This is a genomic window from Nocardioides eburneus (genome assembly GCF_040838215.1).
Lineage (GTDB): Bacteria > Actinomycetota > Actinomycetes > Propionibacteriales > Nocardioidaceae > Nocardioides > Nocardioides eburneus.
Map to the genome: position 1 here is coordinate 1 of NZ_JBFPJR010000053.1, position 19,756 is coordinate 19,756.

The 19,756-nt window shown below is 71.9% G+C and carries 20 protein-coding genes; 8 read left to right on the forward strand and 12 right to left on the reverse strand.

What is annotated here, in order from left to right:
* Positions 1 to 751 (reverse strand): glycosyltransferase family 2 protein (locus tag AB3X52_RS18640; RefSeq protein WP_367995607.1); only part of this gene is annotated, 751 nt, incomplete at its 3' end.
* Positions 752 to 874: 123 nt separating this feature from the next.
* On the opposite strand from AB3X52_RS18640, the gene AB3X52_RS18645 reads away from it, so the two are divergent.
* Genes AB3X52_RS18645 through AB3X52_RS18655 form a run of 3 tightly spaced genes read left to right on the forward strand, consistent with a single transcriptional unit; the run spans position 875 to position 3,304 of the window.
* Positions 875 to 1,894 (forward strand): glycosyltransferase, encoded by a 1,020-nt coding sequence (locus AB3X52_RS18645; protein WP_367995608.1) that lies wholly within the window; start codon positions 875 to 877, stop codon positions 1,892 to 1,894.
* A complete protein-coding gene (locus tag AB3X52_RS18650) occupies positions 1,887 to 2,849 on the forward strand; it encodes an NAD-dependent epimerase/dehydratase family protein (RefSeq protein WP_367995609.1) in 963 nt (320 codons plus the stop codon). Before AB3X52_RS18645 ends, AB3X52_RS18650 begins: the two co-directional genes overlap by 8 nt.
* Before the next feature lie 35 nt (positions 2,850 to 2,884).
* On the forward strand, positions 2,885 to 3,304 hold the full coding sequence (locus tag AB3X52_RS18655; RefSeq protein WP_367995610.1) for a GtrA family protein: 420 nt from the start codon (positions 2,885 to 2,887) through the stop codon (positions 3,302 to 3,304).
* 115 nt (positions 3,305 to 3,419) lie between these two features.
* On the opposite strand, the gene AB3X52_RS18660 is transcribed toward AB3X52_RS18655, so the two are convergent.
* The 3 genes from AB3X52_RS18660 to AB3X52_RS18670 are packed head-to-tail and all read right to left on the reverse strand — an operon-like array spanning position 3,420 to position 7,891.
* Positions 3,420 to 4,157, reverse strand: coding sequence for a class I SAM-dependent methyltransferase (locus AB3X52_RS18660; protein WP_367995611.1), 738 nt, complete (start codon positions 4,155 to 4,157; stop codon positions 3,420 to 3,422).
* Positions 4,154 to 6,364, reverse strand: coding sequence for a hypothetical protein (locus AB3X52_RS18665; protein ID WP_367995612.1), 2,211 nt, complete (start codon positions 6,362 to 6,364; stop codon positions 4,154 to 4,156). Before AB3X52_RS18665 ends, AB3X52_RS18660 begins: the two co-directional genes overlap by 4 nt.
* A gap of 45 nt (positions 6,365 to 6,409) precedes the next feature.
* Positions 6,410 to 7,891: an LCP family protein gene (locus AB3X52_RS18670; RefSeq protein ID WP_367995613.1), complete on the reverse strand. Its 1,482-nt coding sequence runs from the start codon at positions 7,889 to 7,891 to the stop codon at positions 6,410 to 6,412.
* A 185-nt stretch (positions 7,892 to 8,076) separates the two neighbouring features.
* Between AB3X52_RS18670 and AB3X52_RS18675 the strand changes: the two genes are divergently transcribed.
* Genes AB3X52_RS18675 through AB3X52_RS18685 form a run of 3 tightly spaced genes read left to right on the forward strand, consistent with a single transcriptional unit; the run spans position 8,077 to position 10,461 of the window.
* Positions 8,077 to 9,366: an LCP family protein gene (locus AB3X52_RS18675; RefSeq protein WP_367995614.1), complete on the forward strand. Its 1,290-nt coding sequence runs from the start codon at positions 8,077 to 8,079 to the stop codon at positions 9,364 to 9,366.
* Between the two features lie 18 nt (positions 9,367 to 9,384).
* Complete coding sequence (locus AB3X52_RS18680; protein ID WP_367995615.1) at positions 9,385 to 10,269, forward strand: crotonase/enoyl-CoA hydratase family protein; 885 nt, start codon at positions 9,385 to 9,387, stop codon at positions 10,267 to 10,269.
* Between the two features lie 27 nt (positions 10,270 to 10,296).
* Entirely contained in the window at positions 10,297 to 10,461 is a 165-nt protein-coding gene (locus AB3X52_RS18685; RefSeq protein ID WP_367995616.1) for a hypothetical protein, read from the forward strand.
* 88 nt (positions 10,462 to 10,549) lie between these two features.
* Here AB3X52_RS18685 and AB3X52_RS18690 read toward each other — a convergent pair whose 3' ends face one another.
* On the reverse strand, positions 10,550 to 11,950 hold the full coding sequence (locus tag AB3X52_RS18690) for a GntP family permease (protein WP_367995617.1): 1,401 nt from the start codon (positions 11,948 to 11,950) through the stop codon (positions 10,550 to 10,552).
* Positions 11,950 to 12,462 (reverse strand): gluconokinase, encoded by a 513-nt coding sequence (locus AB3X52_RS18695; protein ID WP_367995618.1) that lies wholly within the window; start codon positions 12,460 to 12,462, stop codon positions 11,950 to 11,952. The genes AB3X52_RS18690 and AB3X52_RS18695 overlap by 1 nt, the downstream gene beginning before the upstream one ends.
* 121 nt (positions 12,463 to 12,583) lie before the next feature.
* Here AB3X52_RS18695 and AB3X52_RS18700 point away from each other — a divergent pair, with 121 nt between their 5' ends.
* Positions 12,584 to 13,282, forward strand: coding sequence for a FadR/GntR family transcriptional regulator (locus AB3X52_RS18700; RefSeq protein ID WP_367995619.1), 699 nt, complete (start codon positions 12,584 to 12,586; stop codon positions 13,280 to 13,282).
* A 61-nt stretch (positions 13,283 to 13,343) separates the two neighbouring features.
* On the opposite strand, the gene AB3X52_RS18705 is transcribed toward AB3X52_RS18700, so the two are convergent.
* The 6 genes from AB3X52_RS18705 to AB3X52_RS18730 all read right to left on the reverse strand — a co-directional run bounded on the left by AB3X52_RS18705 (position 13,344) and on the right by AB3X52_RS18730 (position 19,196).
* A complete protein-coding gene (locus AB3X52_RS18705; protein ID WP_367995620.1) occupies positions 13,344 to 14,093 on the reverse strand; it encodes a dienelactone hydrolase family protein in 750 nt (249 codons plus the stop codon).
* 64 nt (positions 14,094 to 14,157) lie between these two features.
* Positions 14,158 to 15,069, reverse strand: coding sequence for an HlyD family secretion protein (locus tag AB3X52_RS18710; protein ID WP_367995621.1), 912 nt, complete (start codon positions 15,067 to 15,069; stop codon positions 14,158 to 14,160).
* Between the two features lie 112 nt (positions 15,070 to 15,181).
* On the reverse strand, positions 15,182 to 16,927 hold the full coding sequence (locus tag AB3X52_RS18715; RefSeq protein WP_367995622.1) for an MFS transporter: 1,746 nt from the start codon (positions 16,925 to 16,927) through the stop codon (positions 15,182 to 15,184).
* 147 nt (positions 16,928 to 17,074) lie between these two features.
* Positions 17,075 to 18,493, reverse strand: a complete 1,419-nt coding sequence (locus tag AB3X52_RS18720; protein WP_367995623.1) for an FAD-binding oxidoreductase — start codon at positions 18,491 to 18,493, stop codon at positions 17,075 to 17,077.
* 32 nt (positions 18,494 to 18,525) lie between these two features.
* Complete coding sequence (locus AB3X52_RS18725) at positions 18,526 to 18,948, reverse strand: type II toxin-antitoxin system VapC family toxin (protein WP_367995624.1); 423 nt, start codon at positions 18,946 to 18,948, stop codon at positions 18,526 to 18,528.
* Positions 18,945 to 19,196 (reverse strand): hypothetical protein, encoded by a 252-nt coding sequence (locus AB3X52_RS18730; RefSeq protein ID WP_367995625.1) that lies wholly within the window; start codon positions 19,194 to 19,196, stop codon positions 18,945 to 18,947. Before AB3X52_RS18730 ends, AB3X52_RS18725 begins: the two co-directional genes overlap by 4 nt.
* 96 nt (positions 19,197 to 19,292) lie before the next feature.
* On the opposite strand from AB3X52_RS18730, the gene AB3X52_RS18735 reads away from it, so the two are divergent.
* Positions 19,293 to 19,664 carry a GntR family transcriptional regulator gene (locus AB3X52_RS18735; RefSeq protein ID WP_367995626.1) on the forward strand — a complete coding sequence of 124 codons (372 nt, stop codon included), beginning with the start codon at positions 19,293 to 19,295 and terminating at the stop codon, positions 19,662 to 19,664.
* The last annotated feature ends 92 nt before the right edge of the window (positions 19,665 to 19,756 follow it).

Genomic DNA, 19,756 nt, shown 5'->3' on the forward strand with positions numbered 1-19,756 from the left:
TCAGGTCGCTCGGCGAGTGGTTGTACGTCGTCCGCCCCCGCATCATCGGGGTCCCGAGGCTGCCCACCGCCGGATGGTGCACGCGGGCGTCGACGACGGTGGCGATCCGGGCACCCGCCGCCTCGGCGCGGAGGCGGTACTCGTGGTCGTCGCCCCAGATGAAGAACTCCGCGCGGGGGTAGCCGATCCGCGCCACGAGCTCCCGGGTGACGAGCACGCCGTTGAACGGGATGACGATGCCGTCGATCCGGCCGTCCGTCGCGGCGCGGGCGACGTCGGCCAGCTCGTGCACGACCCGGGTGCCGCCCGGCAGCCGGATCGGGAAGACGAGCCGGCCGGGTTCCGCCTCGTCCACCACGAGCGGCCCCCAGAAGTCGAGGCCGGTCTCGGCGAGCAGGCGGTCGAGGCAGTCAGGCTCGGGCAGGCCGTCGTCGTCCATGAGCCAGACCAGGTCGGCTCCCCGCTCGACGGCGAGGCGCAGCCCCTCGTGGAAGCCGCCCGCTCCCCCGCTGTTCGTCGCGAGGGTGTGGGCGACGACGGGGACCGTGCGGTGGTCGTCGCCGGCGTCGCGGTCGTCCAGCGAGGCGAGCCACTCCGAGGTCCCGTCGGTCGAGGCGTTGTCGATCACGATGACCTCGTCGAGGGCGGCGACCGCGTCCAGCCGCTCCAGGAGCCGCTGCAGCAGGCCGAGCCGGTTGAAGGTAACCACGACGGCGGTGATGCGGCGAGGCGGGGCGGGCTGGTCGGGCACGGCGACCACCCTAAGGGTGGGCGACAGCGCGGCCGGCCACCCCCACGACGCCGGGCCCGACCGACGCGGCGACGCCCACAGCAACCGCACAGCCGAGCCACCCTCGCCCGGTATCGTCGCTGTGTGACCAGCGACGAGTCCACCGGGGCTGAGCAGCCCGTTCACCAGGTCTCCGTGGTGATCCCGGTCTACGGCGGCGAGAAGCACCTCATGGGCGTCGTCGACGAGCTCGCCACGCTCACCGACCCCTCCCCCACGCCGGCGGGCCACCTGTTCCGGGTCGCCGAGCTCATCCTCGTCCACGACTGCGGGCCCGATGACTCCGCGAGCGTCCTACGCCGCGCCGCCGAGAAGTGGCCGTGGGTGCGTCCGATCTGGCTGAGCCGGAACTTCGGCCAGCACGCCGCGACCCTCGCCGGCATGGCATCGACCGGAGGCGAGTGGATCGTGACCCTCGACGAGGACGGCCAGCACGACCCGCACGACATCGGCAGCCTGCTCGACGCCGCACTGCGCGACAACGCGAGCCTCGTCTACGCCGCTCCGGTCAACGAGGCGCCGCACCCCGCCTTCCGCCGGGTCACCTCGGTCGGCGCGAAGCGCGTCAGCAAGCTGCTCAGCGGGGGGACGGACACCTCGCCCTTCCACAGCTTCCGGCTGGTCCTCGGCGAGGTCGGGCGCAGCGTCGCGGCGTACGCCGGCCAGGGGGTCTACCTCGACGTCGCGCTCGCCTGGGTGGCGTCGCCGCCGTCCACCGCGCCGGTGACGCTCCGCGACGAGGGCGACCGGGTCTCGGGCTACAACCTGCGCAGCCTGCTCTCCCACTTCTGGCGGATGGTGCTCACCAGCGGCACCCGCGGCCTGCGGGTCGTGAGCGTGCTCGGTGTCATGTCCGCGCTGGTGGGGTTCCTGCTGGCTGCCGTCCTCGTCGTGCTCCGTCTCGTCAACGGCACCGACGTGCAGGGGTGGACGTCGATCATCGTGGTGACCCTGGTCTGCAGCGGGGCGATCCTCTTCGCGCTCGGCATCGTGGCGGAGTACGTCGGCGTCGCGGTCGGGATGGCGATGGGGCGGCCGCCGTACCTCATCGTCAGCGACCCCGAGGCGGGCCCGCTCGGCCGGAGGTCGCCCGAGCGTGGCTGAGACGCCGCTGCGCTGGGTGATCGGCGCCGGGGGCCTGCTCGGCAAGGCCGTCGTGGCCGAGGCTCGGCGACGGGCCGTGCCCGTGACCACGACCGACGTCCCCTGGGAGGACCCGGACGCCTCGGTCGGCGTTCTCGGCGACGCCGGGGACTGGCTCGTCGGGACCAACGCCTCGCTCGACGTGGTCTGGTGCGCCGGCGCCGGCGTCGTCGGCACCAGCAAGGAGGTGCTCGACACCGAGCTGGCCGTCTTCCGGGCCTTCCTCGAGCGGCTCGCCGAGGCCACCCGGCGCCATCCGAAGACCCGGGTCGCGCTCTTCCTCGCCTCCTCCGCCGGAGGTGTCTACGCCGGCTCGTCGGCGCCGCCGTTCACCGAGGCGGACGAGCCGCGGCCGCTCGCGCCGTACGGCGAGACGAAGCTCGCGATGGAGCGGGCCGCGGCGGAGGTCGCGCGCCGCCATGGCCTCTCGCTGCTCGTCGGGCGGTTCGCCAACCTCTACGGTCCCGGCCAGCGGCTCGACAAGCAGCAGGGCATCGTCTCCCAGCTCTGCCGCTCCCAGCTCACCCGCCAGCCGCTCTCGATCTACGTCTCGCTCGACACCGCCCGCGACTACCTGTACGTCGCCGACGCCGCTCGGATGGTCCTCTCGGGGCTGGACCGGCTCGCCGCCGAGCCGGCCGGCAGCCTCGTGACGAAGATCTTCTGCTCCCAGATCTCGACGACCCTGGCCGAGGTCGTCGGCACCCTCCACCGCATCTCGAAGCGTCGCCCGCCGGTCGTCCTCGGACTCTCCCAGAATGCCCGGTTCCAGCCGCCCGACCTGCGCTTCCGCTCGACCGTATGGCCCGAGCTGGACCGGCTGGCCTCCACGCCGCTGCCGGAGGGCATGGCCGCGACACTGCACGACGTGACGACGGCCCGGTGCGTGCCCCAGCCGGCGGTCTGCGCGCTGTGAGAACGTCGGACTCCTCGGCCCAGGGTCGCGGGCCGATGACCCTCGTCCTCGCGCTGCTGCGGCGCCGCGAGGTCGCCTTCCTCCTCGTCGGCGGGACCAACACGCTCCTCGGCCTCGCTGCCTTCACCGCGCTCTACTACCTGTGGGGCGACACGCTCCACTACCTGGGCTCGCTGGTGCTGGCGTACGCCGTCGGCATCATCGTCGGCTTCGTCCTGCACCGTCGGTTCGTCTTCCGGGTCGAGGGCAACGTCCTCGTCGACCTCCTCCGCTTCACGAGCGTGCAGGTGACGAGCCTGGCGCTCAACGCCGCCCTGCTGCCGCTCATGGTCGAGGTCGTCCACCTGCCGGTCGTGCCGGCGCAGGTGGTGTCGCTGGCACTCGTGGTGGTCGCGAGCTACTTCGGCCACCTGCTCTTCTCGTTCCGGCGGCCGGCGGACCACGCCGAACGCTGACGGCCGGCTCCGCAAGTGTCACCGTGACACTTTGCGGCGTGGGTGACACCCGCGGACTGTCACGCCAGGCGCGGACTGTCACCGTGACACTTTGCTCGCGCCGCGGCCGGCGCGCTCAGGCCGGCTTGCGGGCTGCGACGACCACCGAGGAGCCGAAGGGCAGGTCGCGGCGCCGCAGCATCGCGTCGTCGAGGCTGCCGAGCCAGTGCAGGAAGCGGTCGAGCCCCGGGGAGACCTCGGGCACGGAGACGACGTCGGCGGGATGCTGCCGGCCGATCCGGCGGACGGCCTGCCGCGCCCGTCGCGCGAGGCGCTCCGCGGCGAAGAGCGGCAGGGTGGAGGCGAAGGCGTAGCTGGCGCGCAGGACCTCGAGCCCCTGCGCCTCCACGGCGGCGACCGCTCGGCCGCGCGTGTAGCGGCGGTAGTGACCGTTCTCCTCGTCGAAGTCGCTCCAGGCCCACTGATAGGCCGGCACCGACAGGAGCAGGCGGCCGCCGGGGACGAGCACGCGCGCGAGCTCGGCCACCGCGGTGCTCTCCGGCTCGCAATGCTCCACCACGTCGAACGCGCCGACCACGTCGAACGACGCGTCCGCGAACGGCAGCTCCATCGCCGAACCGCAGACACCCGTGCCGGCCTTCAGCCCGCGCGGGTCGATGTCGAGCGCGACCTTGAGGCTGCGTGCCTCGAGCCAGCCGACGCTCGGGCCGTCGGCGCTCCCGACGTCGAGCACGCGGTCGGGCCCGTCGGCGTACGACTCCAAGATCGTCCGCAGGAGGCGCGCACGCACGCGGTACCACCAGTAGTCGGTCTGCTCGATCGACGCGGAGCCACCGTGTCCTCGCTCGGTCACGCGGGGACGCTATCAGGGCGCGGGGTCCTGGCCGACCGGCGCCGACGCAGCAGGAAGGCACCGCTCCAGCCGAGCCAGAGCGCGACGGCGAGCGCCGCGCAGAGCAGCTCCGGGCGCCAGCCGGGCGGGCGGAAGGTCACCGTGACGACGCGGCCCTCGGCACCGGCCGGGACGTGGACCCGCAGCAGCAGCTTCGCCAGCGGCCGGCCGAACCGGGCGCCGGAGACGCGATAGCCGGTCCAGGCGATCCGGCTCAGGACCACCGACCCACCCTCGGCGGGAACTCCGGTCACGCGGAAGGACACGCCGAGCGGCCCCTCCGCCACCGTCTGCACGGAGGTGCCCGGCGAGGTCCAGGCGACGTTGCCGGCCGGGGCGATCGGCCGGTCGCGGATCCAGGTCACGCTCACGGCGTCGCGGTCGGCGACGTGCCAGCCCCGCGGCGGCGCCCCCCAGTCGCGGCCTCGCTCGAGGATGATCGTGCTGATGCCGCACAGGTCGACGAACCGCCGTCCGGTGGTCCGCTGCTCGCGCGCGAACAATCTCTTGAGGGTCCGGGGCGCGAAGGCGCCCATGTAGCGACCCTTGAACCGCCTCTGGAACGACCGCGGCTGGGCCGTGGTGTAGCCGTTGACGACGGGCTTCCCGGTCAGCGTCCACAGACTGCCGCGGAGCAGGTGACGGCCGCGCTCGGCGCTGTAGCGGGTGGTCTTGTGGGCGTTGATCTGGATGATGGTGCCGCGCGAGTGCGTCACGACGTGGTCGTAGGCCACCTTGTCGCCCGGCATCGCGAGCGTGGGCATCGCGGACTGCGGCACCAGGGCCGCGACGAGCCCGAACGCGAGGGAGCCGAGCAGCAGGATCGCGCCGAGCCGACGACTCCGCCGGAGCCAGAGGGCGCCGACCACGAGCCCGACCAGCAACGCTGCGGTGGACGCGAGCCTGGGACCCGCCTCGTCGTGGTGCCAGAGGACGACGAGGAGCTCGCTGAGGACCACGAACGCGGCCAGTACGCCGACGCGGAGTGCCGAGGGCCGTCGGCTCGTGCATCGGACGACTGCGACGACGACCAGCACCGCGGCCATGAGCGTCAACGCGTCCAGGCTCCGGGTGGGCCACCGCAGCGGCCCGAGCCTGGCGGGGCCGATGCACCACAGGCACCACACGAGCGCCCCGACGGCCAGTGGGACGACCTCGCGCCACCGTTCCCGCACCAGCCGCAGCTCGACGAGCAGCAGGAGTGGCAGCCACCACACGACGTACGCGACCGGGCTCTGAGACCGGAACCCGTAGATCTCCGGGCCCGTCCGTCCGACCGGCTGCCAGAGCAGCGGGAGCTGCCACCACTCGAGCCGGTTCGGTCCATCGACCACCAGCCGGTCGGAGGAGCGGACCGTCATCCCCGCGGTCAAGATCCCGGGCAGATAGACGAGCACCGCGACCAGCGCGCAGAAGACGCCGACCAGGACGACCTTGAGCACCGCGCGCCAGCCGATGAGGAGAAGGGCCTCGAGAAGGCAGACGAGCAGCACCGCGCCGAGATAGAGGGTCGGGTAGACGTAGCCGATCGTGACGATGAGCAGGCAGCACAGCAGCGCTGGGAACGGGCTGCGTCCGTGCACCAGCCGCCGCGTCGTCCACCAGGCCCACGGGAGCAGGGCGACGCCGAGCTGACCGTCGAACCAGCGCGCCGCACTGAGCGCGTAGGTGAAGCCGCACAGGGCGACCGCGACGGAGGCGGCCCCGGCCAGCGGCGGGGCCACCCGATAGCTCCGGACCAATGCGTAGCAGCCGATGACGCCGACGGCAGCCGTGAGGAACTTCACCGCGGTCGCATAGACGACGAGCTGCGGCGCCACCGTGGCCCCGAGGCCGACGAGGGCGATCAGGGGGTTGTAGAGCCCGAGCTGGCCGTCGAGCACGTGGTTGCCGTAGCCCAGCTGCTGGGGGTCGAGCAGGGCCAGATGCCCATGGCGGAGCGCGTCGCCGACGGCGTACCACCAGCCGTAGTAGGCCTGCTCGGTGTCACCCGAGTAGAAGTGACGCGGGTCCAGCGGAAGCGTCACGACCCAGGCGATGCCGACCACCAGCAGCGCCGCCGCGAGCCAGCCACCCTCGCGACGCAGGAGAGCACCCAGTCGAGCGCGGCGCGACACGCGCGCCGTCCCACGGGTCACGACGCCGGGAAGGGCCTCAGATGCGGGCACAGCGGCTCAACCTAGCCTCCGAAGGACGTGGCCGCGACGGCCGGATCAGCAGGCGTTCGACAGGTCGTCGGTCTGGTTCGCGGCGTAGCCCGTGCTCAGGGAGCCGAACGAGCCCTCGGTCATCTGCTGCGGCGCCTTCCGGTGGTGCTTCTTGGCGCCCCCGGACGAGCCCTTGCCGGCCTTCGCACCCGTGCCCTCGCTCTTCGCGATGGCGTTCGCGACGAGCTTGTGCGCCTTGGCGATGTCCGGGTCGCCGGTGTTGATCGCCGGCGGGACCAGCGAGACGGTCGCGACCTTGGCCTTGCGCGCCTTGAGCGCGAGGTCGACGAACGTGCCGACCTCAGAAGTCGGGATCGAGGTCTTGAACATCGCCTGTCCGGCGCTCGCGATCGAGTCGAAGTGCTTGACCACGTCCGTGGGGCTCACCTGCTGCAGCATCGCCGCCATGACGCACTTCTGACGTGCCATCCGCGAGTAGTCGTCCGAGGTGGCGCGCGAGCGGGCGTACCAGAGCAGCTTGTCTCCCGAGAGCTTCTGGACACCCGGCTGGATGTAGCCCGTCACCGCACCGGTCTTGCCGATCGCGATCGGCTGGCGGACGTTGATCGTCACTCCCCCGACCGCGTCGGCGAGGTCGCGGAAGCCCTGCAGGTTGACCATCGCCCAGTAGTTGATCCGCAGGCCGGTGATGCCTTCGATGCCCTCGATCGTGGCCTCGACACCCGGCTGGGCGTAGTCCTTGAAGAGCGAGCGGTGGTCGTCGGCGTACGTCGTGAGGCTGTTGAGCTCGCATCCGGAGCAGTCGTAGCCGTGCGGGAACTGCTTCGCCATGATCGACCCCTCCCGGAACGGGAAGCTCTCCATGTTGCGCGGCAGCCCGATCAGGACCGTCTTGCCGGTGTCGGCGTCGATCGAGGCGACGGTCATGGAGTCGGTCCGCAGGCCCCACCGGCTGACGCCGGAGTCGGCGCCGAGCAGCAGCACGTTGTAGCGCCCGTCGACCGCGTTGCTCTTGGCGCCGTTGCCGAACATCGCGACGAGGGCGCCGCGCGTGACACCCACCTCGTGCGACCCATAGAGCAGCGCGCTGGCGACGCTCAGCGCGAGCGCGCCGTTGACGACGATCGCCCAGCGGCGGTGGCGTAGCGAGAGCGTCAGCGGCTGCCCGAGCCTCCACGCGTCGACGAAGAGCGCGGCCCAGCCGATGCCGAGGACGATGAGCACCAGCCGCAGCCAGGTGAGCACCCACGGCGTCGTGCCGAGGAAGAAGAACAGCCCGTGCCAGAAGTACGACGTCGGCGCGATGACCAGCGTCGCCGCGACCAGCCCCGCGGCGATGCGCAGCGCCCAGCGCCCCACCTGACGGTTCCCGGCGACGAGCTGGGCGGAGCCGGGCAGGACGAGCGTCATCGCCATCAGCGAGAGGGCGCGCCGGAAGCGGACCCTCGCCGCGCGCTCGGCGGCGGTCCGTGGGCCCGTCGTTGCGGACGGGCGGACGGTCGCGGGCGGAGCCGTCTGGGCAGACATACGAGTTCTCCTGAGGGGAAGGTCAGGACGGTCCCGTCAGTATCACCAGTCACAGCGGCCACAGCCGTCACGACGCGCCGGGCAGGTCGCAGGACACCCGCGGGAGCATGGGACGCGGGCCACACACCGGCGGCACGGGCCGCGCTCCTGCGGCAGCGTCAGGTTTGCACGGTACCGTTCCGGGCATGGCAGACCGTCCCCGGAACCCGGGCAGCACCCCGCCGGACGGCGGGGACGGCCCCGACTACGACTGGCTCTACGGCAAGCGCCGTGGCCGGTCCCAGCCGACCCCGCGTGCCGCCGGCAGCGCTCCCGAGCCGACCCGGCCGGTGCGTCGGCGGCCCGCGGGCGAGGAGTCGACACGGGTGATACCCACGTCGGCCGCACCGGCCCGACCCACGTCGAAGGCCTTGCCCTCCCCCGGTCAGATCGCCCCGACCCCGGGCGGGTCGGGCGCCGGCACGACCTCTCGCAGCGGTCGCGGCGCAGGTGGCGGAGGTCGCGGCCGTCGCTGGCTGCGCCCGAAGCGGATCCTGCTCGTCCTCCTCGCGCTGGTCCTCGTCTGGGTGGGCGCGGTGATCTGGACCGGGCTGTCCTTCCCGAAGGCCTTCGACCGGGTCGCCTGGGAGCCGAGCGGCGCGCGCCCGGCCGACCAGCCCGGCACGACCTACCTCATCGTCGCCTCCGACTCCCGCAAGGGACTGTCCAAGGCGGAGCGGCGCAAGCTCCACACCGGCGGGGACGTCGGTCAGCGCACCGACACCATCAAGCTGCTGCACACCGGGAGCGGGCCCGATCTGATGATGACGATCCCGCGCGACTCCTACGTGCCCATCCCCGGCCACGGCAGCTCCAAGATCAACGCGGCCTTCGCGTGGGGTGGCCCGAAGCTGCTCGTCAAGACCATCGAGCAGGACACCGGGATCCGGATCGACGGCTACGTCGAGATCGGCATGGGCGGCCTGGTCAACCTCGTCGACGGCGTCGGCGGGATCACCATCTGTCCGAAGACCGACATGAAGGACCCGCTGGCCGGGCTGAACGTCAAGAAGGGGTGCCAGTCCGCCAACGGCGTGAAGGCCCTCGCCTACTCCCGCTCCCGGCACGCCCAGCAGCTCGGCGACCTCGGCCGCGGTGAGGCGCAGAACGAGGTGATCAGCCAGATCGGCAAGAAGGTCGCCACGTTCGGCACCCTCGCCAACCCGTTCAAGCTCCATGGCCTCAAGGACGCCGCGTCCGGCATCAGCGTCGGCGACGGGATGAGCACCCTGGGGATCGCGAAGTTCGGCTGGGCCTTCAAGTCGGTCGCCGGCGGCTCCGCACTCACCTGCGGCGTGCCGATCTCCGACATGTACATCCACTGGGACGCCGCACGCTCGAAGCGGATGTTCCACTACGTCATCGAGGACAAGGTCGGCGACCTGCCGAAGAGCCTCTGCACGCCGTCCGGACTGCCCAAGAGCGTGACGGGCTGACCACGGCATGATGGCGCGGTGACCTACGAGACCCTGACGTTCGAGACCGATGCCGACGGCATCGCCACCCTCACGCTCCACCGCCCCGAGGCCCTCAACGCGTTCGACCTGACCATGGCGCGTGAGCTGCTCGCGGTCTTCACTGGCGACGCCACGGCCGACGACGTGCGCGCCGTGGTGGTCACGGGAGCCGGCCGCGCCTTCTGCGCGGGCATGGACCTCTCCGCCCCGGGCAACGTCTTCGGCCTCGACGAGTCCCTCACCCCGACGCCCGCGTCGCTGCAGGCCCACCTCGCGGACCCCAGCGTGCATCCGGAGTACGCCGACGGCCTCCGCGACACCGGCGGCAAGGTCACCCTGGCGATCCACGCGCTGCCCAAGCCCGTGATCGCCGCGATCAACGGTCCCGCTGTCGGCATCGGCGCGACGATGACGTGCGCGATGGACCTCCGGCTCGCCTCGACGACCGCTCGGATCGGCTTCGTCTTCGGCCGGCTCGGGATCGTCCCGGAGGCCTGCTCCAGCTGGTTCCTGCCCCGCATCGTCGGGGTGCAGACCGCCCTGGAGTGGTTCTACTCCGCGGACATCCTCACCGCGCAGGAGGCGTACGACGGCGGCCTGCTGCGCTCGGTCCACGAACCCGACGAGCTCCTGCCAGCGGCGTACGCGCTGGCACGGCGGTTCGTCGTCGACCGCTCCCCCGTCGCCCTCGGGCTGGCGAAGCAGCTGGTCTACCGCAACATGGCCGTGGACCACCCGCTCGAGGCGCACCTGGCCGACTCGCTCGCGATGTGGCACACCTCGGTGGGCGACGGGAAGGAGGGCGTCGCGGCCTTCCTCGAGAAGCGGGCTCCCGAGTTCACCGGCCAGGCCTCGAAGATCCCTGACGTCTTCCCCGTTTGACGACGGCAGGGGCGGTTACCGGGGCCCATGGATTCCCACCCCCGCGGCAACCCGTCCGACGCCGAGGGCCTTCCTCCCGAGGAGGGCATCGAGCGACGCGACATCGAGGAGGGGTTGGACGAGGACCCGGAGGAGCAGCAGAACTACACCGAGACGCACGGCGTCGACGAGTCGCTCCACGACGACTCCTAGCGCCTGGTCCGGTCGCAGGCAGCCGGCACGGAGGCCCTACCCGAGAGGGGTCACCGTGCCGGCGCTCTGCGTCTGCGACGCGCTCGGCTCAGAGGATCAGCTTGAGGATCAGGTCGAGCACGAGGACGAAGACCAGGCCCGAGACGGACAGCACGGTCTCCATCGAGGACCAGGTCTTGATCGTCTGGCCGACGCTCATCCCGAAGTACTCCTTCACCAGCCAGAAGCCGGCGTCGTTGACGTGGGAGAAGAACACCGAGCCCGCGCCCACGGCGAGGACGACGAGGGAGACCTCCCAGTTGTCGAGGCCCGGCAGCAGGCCGACGACGAGCGAGGAGGCCGTGATCGTCGCGACCGTCGCCGACCCGGTGGCCAGGCGGATGAGGACCGCGAGGATCCAGGCCAGCAGCAGGACCGGGAAGTCGACCTTGTCGGCCCACTCCGCCAACTTGGTGCCGATGCCGGTGTCGACGAGGACCTGCTTGAAGCCACCGCCGGCGGAGACGATGAGAAGGATGCCGGCGATCGGCGGGAGAGAGGTCTCCAACGTCCTGGACAGCTGAGCGCGATCCATGCGCGCGCCGCGGCCGAGGGTGAACAGGCCGACGATGACCGCGATGAGCAGGGCGATCGGCGGATTGCCGAGCACGTCGAAGACCTGGCGCACCCCGTTGTCGGCCTCGTCGTTCCAGACGATGTCGGTGATCGACTTGGCGAGCATGAGCACGACAGGCAGGAGCACGCTGAAGAGCGTGATGACGAAGGACGGACGCTGCGCCTTCTCGTCACGCGCGGAGTCGAACGTCGTCGGCGCCGGTACGTCGACCAGGCGCCCGGCGATCCGGCCGAACACGGGGCCGGCGACGATGACCGTGGGGATCGCGACGATCACACCGAGCCCGAGGGTCAGACCGAGGTCGGCGCCCAGGTTGCTGACCGCGGTGAGCGGCCCCGGGTGGGGCGGCACGAAGCCGTGCATCGCCGAGAGGCCGGCGAGCGCCGGGATCCCGACCGACACCAGCGAGACCTGGGCCCGCCGGGCGACGAGGTAGATGACCGGCATCAGCAGGACGAGACCGATCTCGAAGAACATCGGCAGGCCGATGATGGCGCCGACGAGCGCCATCGCCCACGGCAGCATGCGCGCGCCGGCGTTGCCGACGATGGTGTCGACGATCTGGTCCGCACCGCCGGAGTCGGCGAGGAGCTTGGCGAACATGGCGCCGAGCGCGATCAGCAGTCCGACACTGGCCGCGGTGCTGCCGAAGCCCGTGCTGAAGCTGGTGACGACGTCGTTGACGTTCTGCCCCGCGACGATGCCGACGACCAGGCCGCCGACGATGAGGGACAGGAACGGGTGGAGCTTCGCGAGCGTGATCAGGACGACGATCACGGCGATGCCGAGGATGGCGGCGAGGACCAGCTGGAACCCGCCGGCGACCGGCTGGGTCAGGTCCGAGGCCGCCAGGACCGTGGACGGGAAATTCATCAGTTCTCCTTTGACGCGCCGCCGTGCGTCACGACGTCGACGTATTCCTGGACGATCGCGTCGACGTCCTGGTCGACATCGATCGTGAGCCCCGCCTCGTCCGGCTCGAGCGGCTCGAGCGTGCGGAACTGCGAGGTCAGCAGGGAGGCCGGCATGAAGTGGCCGGGACGGCTGGCCTGGCGACGGGCGATGACCTCGCGGGTGCCGGCGAGGTGGAGGAACGCGACTGCGTGCGCGTGGTGGCGCAGCTGGTCGCGGTACTTCCGCTTGAGGGCCGAGCAGCTCATGACCGCGCCGTCCGGATGGCTCGCGAGCCACTCCCCGATGGCCTCGAGCCACGGGTAGCGGTCGTGGTCGTCGAGCGGATGCCCCGCCGACATCTTCGCGATGTTGGCGGGCGGGTGGAAGTCGTCGGCATCGGCGAACGGCACGCGCAGGCGTTGCGCGATCGCCGCGCCGATGGTGCTCTTGCCGGAGCCGGAGACTCCCATGACGACGAGTAGTGGCTTCATGCCAGACACTCCCTCCTGTGGGGACCGTCACATCTGACCAAAAAGGCAGACTTTTGTCCAGATTGAACGATCAAAAGGCCGTCTATATGCCCGAAGGTCTTCAAGTGGGATGATCAGTGGTGTGAGCCCGCACGCCGTCCACGCCGACCTGCTCGACAGCCTCGGCGAGGAGATCGCCTCCGGCCGTCTCGCCGTGGGCGCGGTGCTGACGCTGGAGAGCATCACAACGTCGTACGACGTCTCGCGGAGCGTGGCGCGCGAGGCGATCCGTGTCCTGGAGTCGATGGGGCTCGTCGCGTCGCGCCGCCGGGTCGGGATCACGGTGCAGCCGCGCCAGGCGTGGAACGTCTTCGACCCGCGGCTCATCCGGTGGCGGCTCGAGGCCGGTGACCGCAGCGACCAGCTGGTCTCGCTCTCCGAGTTGCGCCGTGGCTTCGAGCCGGTCGCGGCGGGTCTCGCGGCCCAGCGCGCCACCCCCGACCACAGTCGCGCGCTCGCCGCGGCCGTCGCGGAGATGGAGATCACCGGACGCCAGGGCGATCTGGAGGCCTATCTCGTCGCCGACCAGCAGTTCCACCGCACCCTGCTCGACGCGAGTGGGAACGAGATGATGCGCGCGCTGGCCTCGGTCACCTCCGAGGTGCTCGTGGGGCGCACCCACCACCAGCTCATGCCCCGCACCCCCAACCCGGAGGCGATCGCGCTCCACGACGAGGTGGCCCGCGCCGTGCGCCGGGGCGACGCGGCGGCGGCCGAGGCCGCGATGCGCTCCATCATCGACGAGGCCTCGGCGGCGCTCGCGGCCGAGCACGGTCGCTGACCCTCGGCCCGAGAACACACGTGCCCCCGGCCAGGAGCCGGGGGCACGCGGGAGGTCGCGCTCAGGAGGCGCCGAGGGTGCGATCCAGCACGTCCCTGAGCTCGGCGAAGTGGCGCTCGCACGCCTGCGCGTTCCACTGGGAGGTGTCCTCCATCGTGTAGCCGTGCGCGGCACCGGGGTAGATCTCGTTGCGGTAGGCGACCCCGGCCGCCTGGAGGGTCTCTCCCAGCGCGGCCACGTTCTCCGGCGTCATCGAGCCGTCGCTGTCGGCGTGGCCGAAGACGTATTCGGCGCGTGTGCCGGCGATCGCGGTGTGCGGCGACGCCGGGTCGTCGGTCACCAGGCCACCGCCGTGGAAGCCACCGACGGCCGCCACCTTGTCGGGCAGCAGGCCGGCCGTCCGGACGGCGATCCGGGCGCCCATGCAGTAGCCCGTCGCGCCGATCGGCCCGGCGCCGGCGTACTCCTCGAGGACGGCGGCGTACGCCGGGACGTCGATGGCGATCTGGTCCGGCGTGAGGCCGTTGACGCGGTCCATGACGCCCGAGGCGAAGAACGCCGCGCGCGCCTCCGGGTCGCGCAGGTCGGCGGTCGGCGAGGTCTCCGCCGCCGTGCCGGTGCGATAGAAGACGTTGGGGGCCAGGACCGTGTAGCCCCAGCCGGCGATGGTGTCGACCATGTCGGCGATGCGCGGCCGGAGGCCGATGGCGTCCATGTAGAAGAGGACGCCGCCCCTGCTCTCGCCTGCGGGGCGCGCGAGGTAGGCCTCGGCGGTGCCGTCGGGGGTCGTGATCTCGATGAGCTCTGCCATGCTCCGCACGCTAGCGGGGCGCCCTGAGAGCATCCGGCGAGGGGCTCCGCCGGGCACGCCGGCCTCACTCGGCTGACGGCTCCCCCGACGGTGTCGGTTCGGCCGCGCTCGGCTCGTCCGTCGGCGTGGGACTGCTGGTGGGACCGCTCGTGGGCGCCGCGGTGGTCGGCGCGTCCGACGGGAGCCCGGAGTCCGTCGTGGTGGCGCGTGGCTCGGCCGGCTGGGTCGGTTCCTCGCTTGTGCCCGCGGAGGGCTGGGCCGAGTCCGTCGGCGCGGCGACGCTCGGTCCGTCGCTCGGCACCGTGGGGTTCTGGGTGGGCTGGTGGTGCTTGCCGCCACCGTGCGTGCCGGTGACGTGGGAGATCGTCGTGCCACCGCGGTCGCCGCCGCCCACGAGCGAGGCCACCGTCCTCCCCGAGACGAGCTCGAAGACCGTCACGATCGCGACGACCGCCAGGAAGAGCGCGGCCGACACGAGCGCGACCCGCTTCCAGGGCAGGCCACGCAGCCGGTCGCCCCATCGTGGCGCCGTGGACGCCTCGGCCTCGTCCAGCCGGTGAGCGGCCTGGTCGAGCCGGGCCTCGGCCCGCTCGAGATGCGCCTCGACGGCGGCCGTGTCGCCGGGACGACTGGCCGCCCGACGTACGTCGGCCTGGGCGCTGTTGACCCGGACCCGGGCCATCTCCTGGGCGCGCGCCATCGTCCGGCGGCTCTTGGCGAGGCCCTGGCTGTAGAGCGCCGTCCCGACGGTCGCCGCGACGCTGCCGATGGCCGCGCCGATGAGGGTGCCGGCCGCCCCCAGCGTCGAGAGCAGGACGGTGGTGGACACGGCGGCGAGCGCACCCGCAGCCGTCTTCAGCCAGTCGATCCCGAGTCCGGCCGGCTGCTGCGGGGTGGGCTTGGTGAGGGCGAGCGACGTCGAGGTGCCGTCGGGGTCGTGGGGCGGGCGTGGGGCAGGCTCGGGCGCGTGGGTCATCTCGTCTGTCGAGGCTACCGAGCGTGGCAGCGGCAACCCAGAGACGCCCGTCACCCCTCCCCTGCCGTCGCGCCGCAGCCTCCGGGCGGTCCGGAGTGGCGCTCAGCCCGGATCAGTCGTCGACGTGGACGTACTTCCCGCCACGCAGGGCCGACGCGAGCGCCGCCACGAGGCAGCAGGCGATCGCGAACCCGAACGCCACCCCGAGACCGTCCGAGAACGGCCCGGAGATCATGTGGGGGAAGAAGCCCCGACCGGTCAGGTCGGCCTGCTGCGCGGCCGTGAGGTGGCCCAGCGTGTCGGAGCCGAGCAGCGTCTGGACGGGGTTGTAGCCCAGCAGCGACGCGAACAGGACCCCCACGGGCGGCAGGGCGGCGACCTCGTGGATCTTGTCCGGCGGCACGCCCTGCGCAGCGAGACCGGCGGTCAGCTCGTGAGGCAGCGACGAGGCGAGGCCGGCGATCATCAGCGAGAAGAAGATGCCGATCGAGAGGACCATCGCGGCGTTCTGGAAGGTGCTGGTCATGCCGGCGCCGACCCCACGCTGGGCCGCCGGCAGGCTGTTCATGATCCCCGCCCGGTTGGGCGAGGCGAACAGGCCCATCCCGAGCCCGTTGAGCAGGAGGGCGACCGCGAACTCTCCGTAGGCGAAGCCGACGGGCAGCAGGAGCAGCCAGACGAAGCTCAGGGCGGCGACGAGCATGCCGCCGGTCGCGAAGAGCCGCGCGCCGAACCGGTCGGAGAGATAGCCCGAGATCGGTCCCGCCACGAGGAACCCCACGGTGAGCGGCAGCATGTAGATGCCGGCCCACAGCGGAGTCCTCTCGAAGCTGTAGCCGTGCTGCGGCAGCCAGATGCCCTGCAGCCAGATGATCAGGATGAACATCAGCCCCCCACGCCCCAGCGACCCGAGCAGGCTGGCGAGGTTGCCGAAGGTGAAGGCGCGGATCCGGAACAGCCCGATGTGGAACATCGGCTCCGCCACCCGGGTCTCCACGACGCAGAAGACGCCGAGCACGACCACGCCGCCGACCAGTGCCGCGAGGACCCACGGGTTGGACCAGCCCATGTCGTGGCCGGCGTACGGCTGGATGCCGTAGGTGATGCCGATGAGCACAGCGACGAGCCCGACCGCGAAGGTCGCATTGCCCCACCAGTCCATCCGGGCCTGCTTGCGCACGCCGGTGTCGTGGAGCTTGAGGTAGGCCCAGACGGTCGCGAAGAGCCCGATCGGGACCGAGACGATGAACACGAGGTGCCACTCGACCGGCGCGAGCAGGCCACCGACGACGAGCCCGATGAACGAGCCCGCGATGCCGGCGACCTGGTTCAGGCCGAGACCGAGCCCGCGCTGGTCGTGCGGGAAGGCGTCGGTGATGATCGCGGCGGAGTTGGCCATCAGCATCGCGCCGCCGACGCCCTGGAAGATCCGCATCGCGATCAGCCAGACGACACCCGCGGTGCCGTGCATCCACGTCACGGCGAGCAGGACCGAGAAGAACGTGAAGATGGCGAAGCCGGCGTTGTACATCCTCACCCGGCCGTACATGTCCCCGAGCCGCCCGAGTCCGACGACCAGCACGGCCGTCACGACCATGTAGCCCATGATCAGCCACAGCAGCAGGCTGGTGTTGCCGGGCGCGAGCGGGTCGACGCCGACGCCGCGGAAGATGTCGGGCAGGGCGATGAGCAGGATCGACTGGTTGATCGTCGCCAACAGGACGCCGAGCGTCGTGTTGGACAGCGCGATCCACTTGTAGTGGGGGCTGCGCACGTCACGCTCGGCTCGCTCACGGGCCCGCTGCCGCGCCTCCTCCCGGCGCACCTCTGCCTGCTCACGGACCGCGGCGTCCGCCATCGACCCCTCCTCGCCACTCGGGAAAGATAGTTGACCTTCGCTAACTACCTTTGCCCTCCGGGCCCGCCGGCACAAGTCCTCCCGCCAGATTCCGGACGATGTCTCCGGCTGCGGGACCCGGCGCGAGGCCGGCGGGCGAGGCGGCGGTCAGACGATCGCCTTCCCCGGGTTGAGGATGCCGTGCGGGTCGAGCGCGGCCTTCACGGCACGCTGCATAGCGACCACCGGGGCGGAGAGCTCACGGCCGAGGCCCGGACGCTTGAGGAGCCCGACGCCGTGCTCGCCGGTGACGGTGCCACCGAGGGCGAGCGCGTCGGCGAGGATCACCTCGAACGCCTCCTGCGCCCGCTCGCGCTGCGCGTCGTTCCCGGGCTCGGTGATGATCAGCGGGTGCAGGTTGCCGTCGCCGGCGTGGGCGATGTTGGCGATGCGGACGTCGTACGCCGCCGCCGTCGCCTGGATCCGGCCGAGCATCTCGGGGACCGCGCCGACGGGCACGCAGACGTCCTCGGTGAGCACCGGGCCGAGCCGCTCGAGCGCGGGGTAGGCGAGCCGCCGCGCGGCGAAGAGCGCCTCGGACTCCTGGGCGTCGGAGGAGACGGCGACGAAGGACGCGCCGCTCTTCTCGTAGGCCTGTCGCATCCGCTCCGCCTCCTCGGCGCCGTCGGCGCCCGGAGTGTCGGTCCGGCCGAGCAGCACGACGTCCGCCTCGAGGCTCAGCCCCATGTGCTTCCAGGCGTCGACGGCCTCGAGGCAGCTGCGGTCGACGAGCTCCATCGCGGACGGCACGACGCCCGCGGCGAGCGTGGCGGCGACCGCCTCGCCCGCGTCGGTGACGGAGTCGAAGTAGCCGGCGACGGTGCGCTCCTCCGGCCTCGACGGGCGGAGCCGCACGGTCACCTCCGTGACGATGCCGAGCGTGCCCTCCGAGCCGACGAGCAGCGACTTGAGGTCATAGCCGCCGACGCCCTTGGCCGTACGCCGCCCCAGCCGCACCACTTCGGCCGTCCCGGTGACGACCTCCAGCTCGCGGACGTAGTCACCGGTCACGCCGTACTTCACGCAGCACAGGCCGCCCGCGTTGGTCGCGACGTTGCCGCCGATGCTCGACCACGGCGCGCTCGCCGGGTCGGTCGGATACCACAGCCCGTGCTCGGCGACGGCCGCGCGCAGGTCGTCGTTGACCACCCCGGGCTGGACGACGGCGAGCTTCTCCTGCGGGTCGATCTCGAGCACCCGGTCCATCCGCTCCAGCGAGAGGACCACCGAGCCGGCCAGCGCGTTGGCTCCCCCGGAGAGGCCCGTGCCCGAGCCGCGCGGCACGATCGGGACGCGGTCCGCGACACACAGCTCGACCAGCCGACGGACGTCGTCGGTGGACCGGGCACGGACCACGGCGAGGGGCAGCGCGTAGGCCGCCCACTCGGCGTCATCGTGGGCATACCGCTCCATCGCCGCCGGGTCGGTGAGCACGGTGCCGGCGGCGTCGCCGAGCGCCGTGTGGAGGCGCTCCGCGAACTCCGGTGCGGGACTGTCGTGGGGCTGGGGCGCGGCGGGCGAGGTCACCTCGCGGACGCTACACCGGCCCGCACGGCGGCTCAGCGCGGCCGCTCCCACCGGACGCCCGGGAAGCGCCGGAAGTCACCATCGAAGGAGACGATGGTCGCCTTGTGCTCGAGGGCCAGCGCGGCGAGGTGGGCGTCGTTGATCAGGTTTCCGCCAGTGCCGATTTCGTCGACGAAGCGACGCATCAGTGTCGGATGGTTGTGACCCGGCTGGAGGATCCGTGCCGAGCGGGCTCCCAGCCAGGCGTCGACCTGATCCATCGCCTCGGTCGCCGTCAAGGGCTGGGGCCAGACCGGCAACGTGGCGATGCGCACGAATCCCACGAGGGCCAGCCACGCGAAGCCGACGGGCGAGCCCCCTGACAGCGCGCCGTCCAGCCACCGCTTGGCCACGTCGTGGAACGGCGAGTCCTCATTGGCCGTGTAGACCAGCACGTTCGCGTCGACGAGCTTCATCGGCTGCGCGCCAGCTTGTCCAGCCACATCGTGTCCTCAGCGGCGGCCATCGCCTCCTGGAACTCCTCGGGACTCTTCCACCTCCACCCCATCGGCCTGCTTGGCGACTCGAAGACGTAGTCGACGCGAGGCGTCGCGCTCTCGCGCACCGCTTCGTTGAGCGCCTCCTTGAAGGAGACACCCTTGGCCGCCATCCGCTCGCGGAGCAGCTGCTCCACATCGGGGTCCAGGGTCACCGTCGTACGCATAGTGACAGCCTAGCATCACCGTTGATGCCTTGCTGTCAGATCGCGGGACGTGCAGGATGTCCGCATGACCGCGGATCGCACGCCAGGATTGGCCTCATGACGCTGACGCCGGACCAGGTGGCCGTCGACGCCGCCGATGCGACGCCGCCGTACGAGCAGGTGCGCCGCCGGCTCGAGGAGCTGATCGAGACCGGAGCACTGCCCGTCGGCGCACGCCTCCCGGCGGTGCGGCGGCTCGCCGGCGACCTCGGCCTCGCGGCCGGCACGGTCGCCCGCGCCTACCGCGAGTTGGAGCAGGCGGGGCTCATCGAGACCCGCCGCGGCGCCGGGACCCGGGTCGCCGGCAGCGAGCAGCGGCGCACCGGCCTGCTGCGCGAGCAGGCGGCGGCGTACGTCGAGAAGGCCCGGCTCCTCGGCTTCGCGGACGACGAGATCAGCGCCGCCGTCGCGCGCGAGCTCCACGCCTGACGCGCCCACGACGAAGGCGGCGGTCTGTGCCTGCCACGAGCACAGGCGCAGACCGCCGACGGGACGGCGCTCTTGACCAGCGCCTCCCTAGA